Annotated in this window: 5 protein-coding genes and 3 pseudogenes; all 8 read left to right on the plus strand. The window is 67.2% G+C overall.

Going from position 1 to position 6,438, the window contains the following annotated elements; all coding sequences use genetic code 11:
• Nucleotides 1-10 precede the first annotated feature (10 nt).
• Nucleotides 11-850, plus strand: a complete 840-nt coding sequence (locus ABEA81_RS38360; RefSeq protein WP_345612329.1) for an SDR family NAD(P)-dependent oxidoreductase — start codon at nt 11-13, stop codon at nt 848-850.
• A gap of 33 nt (nt 851-883) precedes the next feature.
• Entirely contained in the window at nt 884-1,876 is a 993-nt protein-coding gene (locus ABEA81_RS38365) for an SMP-30/gluconolactonase/LRE family protein (RefSeq protein ID WP_345612331.1), read from the plus strand.
• 1,121 nt (nt 1,877-2,997) lie between these two features.
• A pseudogene (locus ABEA81_RS42845) lies at nt 2,998-3,063 on the plus strand (hypothetical protein); the annotation flags it as partial.
• 53 nt (nt 3,064-3,116) lie between these two features.
• Nucleotides 3,117-3,428, plus strand: a complete 312-nt coding sequence (locus tag ABEA81_RS38370; protein WP_345612333.1) for a hypothetical protein — start codon at nt 3,117-3,119, stop codon at nt 3,426-3,428.
• 266 nt (nt 3,429-3,694) lie between these two features.
• Nucleotides 3,695-4,456, plus strand: a complete 762-nt coding sequence (locus tag ABEA81_RS38375; RefSeq protein ID WP_345612335.1) for an SDR family NAD(P)-dependent oxidoreductase — start codon at nt 3,695-3,697, stop codon at nt 4,454-4,456.
• Nucleotides 4,457-4,643: 187 nt separating this feature from the next.
• Entirely contained in the window at nt 4,644-4,892 is a 249-nt protein-coding gene (locus ABEA81_RS38380) for an SDR family NAD(P)-dependent oxidoreductase (protein WP_345612337.1), read from the plus strand.
• Between the two features lie 30 nt (nt 4,893-4,922).
• Nucleotides 4,923-6,202: pseudogene (locus tag ABEA81_RS38385) on the plus strand (IS256 family transposase).
• A 41-nt stretch (nt 6,203-6,243) separates the two neighbouring features.
• Nucleotides 6,244-6,438 (plus strand): annotated as a pseudogene (locus tag ABEA81_RS38390) (hypothetical protein); the annotation flags it as partial.

The following is a 6,438-nucleotide window of genomic DNA, read 5'->3' on the forward strand; positions in this document are numbered from 1 at the left end:
GAACTACATCATGGAAAGAATCTGGTTGGTCACCGGAGCCGGCTCCGGTCTCGGCCACGCCATCTCTCGAGCAGCAGTCGAAGCCGGCGACGCCGTCGTGCTCACCGACCGCGCGGCCGGAGGCGAGCGGGACCTGACGTCCGCGCACCCGGACCGGACGGCGTTCATCGAGCTCGACATCACCGACTCGGCCCGGATCGACGCGGTCGTCGCCGAGGTCGTCGAGCGGTACGGCCGGATCGACGTGCTCGTCAACGCCGCCGGCCGCGCTCACTACGGCGCGGTCGAGGAGACCACCGAACGCGAGCTGCGGTCGCTGATGGAGTTGCACTTCTTCGGCCCCGCGGTGCTGACCAAGGCGGTCCTGCCGCACATGCGCCAGCAGGGCAGTGGGGCGATCGTCCAGCTCAGCAGCCTGGCTGGGGCGATCTCCTCGCCCGGGCTGTCGGCGTACTCGGCCGGCAAGTTCGCGCTGGAGGGGCACGCCGTCGCGCTGGCCCAGGAGGTCGCGCCGCTGGGGATCAAGGTGCTGATCGTCGAGCCCGGCAGCTTCCGCACCAACTTCGGTGGTGCCGCGGTGTCGGAGTCGACCCCCATCAGTGCCTACGACGGCACCGTCCGGGTGCAGCGCGCGGCGCTGGCGTCCATCGCCGGCAAGCAGGCCGGCGACCCGGCCAAGGCGGCCGCCGCGATCCTGACGGCGCTAGCCGCCGACGAGACGCCGCTGCGGCTCCCGCTCGGCAACGACGCGCTGGACATCCTCACCGCCGCGGCCCAGAAGACCCGCGACGACCAGCTCGCCTGGGAGTCCGTGATTCGTAGTACGGATGTCGACGACCGACAGTCATGATCCGAGGCCGCACCTGGCGAAGAAATGGAACGAATGATGAAGTGGAAGTGGGCCAAGGCCCTCCTGATGGCGACCGCGCTGACGGTCGGCATTGTCCCCGTCGCGGCGGTGGCGGCCTCGCAGACTGCCGCGACGGAAGTGTCCTCGCGTCCGGCGCCCAGCGGGCACCGCGTGGTCGCGACCTTCGACCCCACGCGCGGCGAGAACCCGGAGAACATCTTGGTGGACCGCGACGGATCGATCTACCTGACGATGCTTTTCGCCGGCTCGGTGCTGCGGATCAGCCCGGACGGGCGCCGTACGTCGGTCGAGCTGGAGGGCGACCGGGCCCTCGGCATCGCCCGCAACCCCAGGACCGGTGACCTCAGTGTCGCCGTCTTCACCGAGCACACCGCCCAGGCCGTGATCTGGACGGTGCCGAAGTCGGCCTTCGGGTCGACCGGCAAGCCGGTGCGCTCGACGGTGCTGCCCACCGGTGCCTTCGCCAACAGCATCGCCTACGACAACGATGGCGTCCTCTACGCCGCGGACATCGCGGGGGCGGTCTGGCGCATCGAGCCCGGGCAGAGCGAGGTCCGCACCCCTTGGCTCAGGCATCCTCTGCTCGAGCCCACCGGTGAGGAGTACGCCGGGGCGCCGCTCCCCGGTGCCAACGGGCTGAAGATCCGCAACGGCGCGATCTACGTCTCCAACACCGCACAGGACACCCTGGTCCGGATCCCGGTCCGGCTGGGACAGCCCGATACGCCGCGAATCGTCCACCGCAACCTGCAGACCATCGACGACTTCGCCTTCGACCGGGCCGGCAACGTGTACGCCACGCTGAACGCGGTCGACCGCGTGGTCAAGGTGACCCCCTCCGGCCGGGTGACGACGCTGCTGACGCACGACATCGCCGGCCTGCAGAACCCCACCTCGGTCGCGCTCAGCACCGACCCGCGTCAGACGAGCCTGTACGTGAACAGCTCGGCCTTCGCCGCGCAGAACCCACACCCGGCCCTGCTCGAGCTACGCCTCGCTCGATGACCAGATCGGCAGCCGTCGCGTCAGGCGAATGCGCGACAGTTGCCGCCCTGTGCCACGTCTTCGCGGTTCCGCACACTGAGCTTCCCGGCCGCTGGGACGTTGTGTCCCTGGTGGCCGGGACGCCCAGGGTCGAGATATCCGTTTCGACCCTGGGAGGGCACCCCTTTCATGGCCCGCCGCGCTACCCAGATCCGATGCTCCGGTTTGCCCCTTCTGCACCTTCCTCCAGCTTGCTAGGACTTGACGGCCGCCACCGTCGCTCACTGCCGAACGACCGCGACGACCCGCCGAGCAGGCTACCCACGAAGCAGCCAAAAGCGCGTAGCTGGCGCCGGTTATGGGCCCCGTACCGGGCACTCGGAGTGGCCTGCACCCGCCGGGACCCCGGAGCCGTTCGGCGCGTGACGGGTTCAACTGGTGTGACCTCACCCCGAGGCCTGCATACAGGATGCCGCGATTCGGAAGAACGGGCGGATCGTTATCCACAGTGATGATTGGGGTGCCCCGCGCGGATGACCCAGTTATCCACTGACGATGCTGTCTGTTGCTTGATCCGTCTTCGCGCGGGGTGCACGCACCGGCCGGATGAAGCGTGACCTGATAGGAGCTTGGCCGCGCCTGATCACTGTGCTGTCCGCCCGACAGGCGGTGTGTGCCGCCCTATCGGTCGAAACGCGAAGGACGGCAGGCCTCCACGATGACAGATCCTCAGGTGACGAAGGTGTTCGGTGGCGTGGACACCCACGAACAGACCCATACGGTGGCCGCGATCGATGCGGCTGGGCGGCTGCAATAATGCCTGCACCTCGTCATAGCTCAACGCCGCGTCCGACGACCTGCACGCCGACGAGCTCTACGGCGACCTGAACGTGGTGACCGAGGGCCGCGAGGTCTTTCGTCCACGAGACGTCCGACTACGGCGCCGCGTTCTCGTTCGCCACCGTGCTGAGCCTGCCCTACGCGTTGCCCGACGCGGCACTAGTGTTTCGTGATTCTGTTTTCTTTACGCTGACATGATTGATCTTGCTGTTGACCGGTTGAGGGAGTTGCTGGTATCGGTCGATGAGCGCGCCGAGCTGCTGGCGCTGGTGAACAGTCCGGAGGTGTCGGCGGCGGTGGCGATGCGGGCGCGGATCGTGTTGTGGTGCGCCGAGGATCGATCGAAGAAGGAGATTGCTGCGCTGGCCGGGGTGTCTCGGCCGACGGTGGATCTGTGGCTGAGCTGCTACCACGGCGACGGGTGGCCGGGCTGCGGGATCGGCCGCGCGGCGGGAGCAGGGCACGGATTCTGGCGGCGACGCGGACCAGTCCGCCGGCCGATACGGGTTTGTCGCACTGGTCGAGCTGGGAGATGGCGCCGTTCATCGTGCGCACCGAGGGCGTGTACGTGTCGCATCGCCACGTGGCCATGCTGTGGCGCGAGGCCGGGTTGCGGCCGCACCGGCAGGGCACGTTCAAGATCAGCAAGGATCCGGATTTCCACTCCACGTGGCCCACCGTGCCCGTGCGGCTACCGCGGTGTCGGCGCCCGCACCTTCGGACACGCCTGTGACGCGGATCGCACGCGTGCGTCCGGCTCCTGCTTGACCCTCCCCCTGGGGAAGCCCAGACGGTGGGGTCATGAGCACACGCCATCCGAGCGAGGACACCGCGGCCTCGTAGGACGAACTGCCAACCGTGATCAGGACGTACCTCACGGCGCACCAGGCCCGTGACGCCGACGCCGCCAAGCTCTAGCGTTCCGACGTCCCTCGCCCCGAACTGCTTCTGTCCGCGAAGTCTCGACCTGAGCAAGGCTCTACTGAGAGGAACCCGACAATGCTCGACGATCTCAAGGGCAAGTCCGCCATCGTGACCGGAGCCGGGAGCGGGATCGGCCTCGCGTGCGCGCTCGAGCTCCTGCAGCTCGGCTGCGCTGTGATGGCTGCGGACATCAATGCATCCGGTGAAAGTGAAGTGAGGGAGCGGGCGGCGGCGATCGGAGGCGGAAAGCTCGAGTTCATTCGCGCAGATATTTCCCGGGAAGACGACGTCCGTGCGATGGTCCAGAGCGCGGTCGATGCATTCGGGAGGCTCGACGGCGCAATCAACTCGGCTGGTTTCGGTCCCGTCGGGCACGCAGTACACGAGATGACTTCCGATGAGTGGGACCGCAATCTGGCGACGAACTTGCGCGGGATGTTCCTGTGCCTGAAGTACCAGATCTCGGCAATGCGACAGCAGGGCGGTGGATCGATTGTGGCGATCTCGTCCACCGCAGCGGAACTGCCGATTCTGAGGGGGGCCGAGTACTCTTCGGCCAAGGCGGGAATGAACAGCCTGGTCAGGGTTGCCGCACTCGAGAACTCCCGAGAGGGAGTTCGGGTCAACGCGATCATGCCTGGTGCGACGTACACGCCGGCTCATGTCAAGTCCCTGGAGGCTGTCCCGGAACAGATCGAGGTCGTCAAGGCACTCCCGATGGGCCGTGTTGCGCAGCCGGACGAGATCTCCGGTATGGCTGCCTTCCTGCTGTCGGATCGCGCTTCTTACATTACCGGTACCTCGATCCCCATCGAGGGCGGCATCCTGCTGGTGTGAGTTCGCGCATCGCGCGACATTTCCAGCGTGGCGGTTCCGAGCAGGCGTCAGGGCCCTGATGCGCAGCCGTGCGATCGAGCCGGCGGCCCACCGGATCCGGGGCAACGCCGTCCGGGCAACACCGGCGTCGACGTGATGGCGCCGTTCCCGATCCCCACCTCCTGAGCTCTACACCGAAGAGGATTTCATGTACGACACGGCACTATTGCGGGGCACGGTCGCCGTCGTCACCGGCGCCCGGCACGGCCTCGGACGCGCCTATGCGCACGCCTCGGCGGACATCGGGGCGGGCATCGTGGTGGACGACATCGACGACGAGGCGGCGCGGATCGTCGTCACGGAGATCGAGGAGACCGGGGGCGGCGTTGCCGCGAACGGCGCGGGCGTGTCACGCGAACGGTGTAAGCCGCGGGTGATCCAAGATCGACCACGGTGATCAACGCTGCAGTCGGGAAGGACACCCCCGGTGAGCAAGAACCAGCCCGGTCCCGACGCGGAGACCGCGGCGGCCCGCTGGCTCGCCGAGGCGCTCGACCCGTCGGCGATCGACGCGCTGTTGGCCGACGCGAAGGCCGCCGGCACCCCGATCGACGGCGTTGACGGCCTGCTCAACCAGATGACCAAGGCGGTGCTCGAGCGGGGGGCGTTGCAGGCCGAGATGACCCACCACCTCGGCTACGAACGTGACGACCCGGCCGGCCACAGGACCGGCAATTCCGAAATGGCAGCGCCTCAAGAACGGTGTCGACTACGAACGGGCCGGTCACGATCAGCGTGCCCCGCGACCGGAACGGCGAGTTCGAGCCACGCATCGTGCCGAAACGCGCGCGGCGGGTCGGGCAGATCGACGAGATCGTGCTGTCCTGCTACGCGCGGGGAATGTCGACCCGCGACATCGAGGCGCATCTGCTCGAGGTGTACGGAATCAACGCGTCCCGGGAACTGATCTCGAACATCACCGAAGTGGTGACCGATGAAATCGAGATCTGGCGGAACCGGCCGGTCGACGAGGTGTACCCGATCGTCTATGTCGACGGCATACGGATCAAGGTCCGGGACAAGGGCGCGGTCAAGGTCGCGCACCTGGTCATCGGCGTGGACGTCGACGGCCGCAAGCACGCGCTCGGCTGCTGGATCGCCGAGGCCGAAGGCGCGAAGTTCTGGCACTCAGTGCTCACCCAGCTGCGCAACCGCGGGCTGCGCGACATCCTGATCGCCTGCTGCGACGGCCTCACCGGGCTGCCCGAGGCCATCACCAGCGTCTTCCCCGACACCCTGGCGCAGACCTGCGTCGTGCACGTGATCAGAAACACGATGCGGTTCGTGTCCTACCAAGATCGAAAGAAGGTCGCGGCCTCGATGCGCAAGATCTACACCGCGCCCACCGTCGAGGCCGCCGAACTCGCCCTGAAGGAGCTCGACGCCCAGTGGGGCCGCCAGTACCCGGGTGTGATCGACGTGTGGCGGCGCGCCTGGGCCGAGTTCATCCCGTTCCTGGACTATCCGGCCGAACTGCGCCGAGTCTTCTACTCCACCAACGCCATCGAATCCATCAACGTCCAACTCCGGAAAATCACCAAGACCCGCGGACACTTCCCCTCCGACGAGGCCGCGATGAAGCTCATCTACCTCGGACTCCGCAACATCTCAAGCAAAAGAGGAGGTGAATCAGGAACCGGCACTCACGGATGGAAGACCGCGTTGAACACGCTCGTCGTCCTCTTCCCAGGACGACTCCCTCTGTGAGAGGTTAACGAAATCAGTCACCCGTGGCTTACACGGAAATTGTGACCGGCCCCGGCGCCGACCACGGACGCGAGGAGATCCGGACCTGGCTGGACAGCGCGGCCAGCGAGTACACCTACACCACCGAGTTCACCGGCGCCACCAACACCGGGCAGGCGCGGTTCGACGTGGTCCAGCACCTCGAAGGGAACTTCCCCGGCGGACAGGCCGACCTGCACTTCCGGTTCACCCTCGAC

The sequence above is a fragment of the Pseudonocardia adelaidensis genome (assembly GCF_039543345.1).
Classification (GTDB): domain Bacteria; phylum Actinomycetota; class Actinomycetes; order Mycobacteriales; family Pseudonocardiaceae; genus Pseudonocardia; species Pseudonocardia adelaidensis.

Coding starts and splice junctions, on each gene's coding strand:
- ABEA81_RS38380 (WP_345612337.1), top strand. CDS start 4,644: ATGTACGACACGGCACTATTGCGGGGCACGGTCGCCGTCGTCACCGGC.
- ABEA81_RS38375 (WP_345612335.1), top strand. CDS start 3,695: ATGCTCGACGATCTCAAGGGCAAGTCCGCCATCGTGACCGGAGCCGGG.
- ABEA81_RS38360 (WP_345612329.1), top strand. CDS start 11: ATGGAAAGAATCTGGTTGGTCACCGGAGCCGGCTCCGGTCTCGGCCAC.
- ABEA81_RS38365 (WP_345612331.1), top strand. CDS start 884: ATGATGAAGTGGAAGTGGGCCAAGGCCCTCCTGATGGCGACCGCGCTG.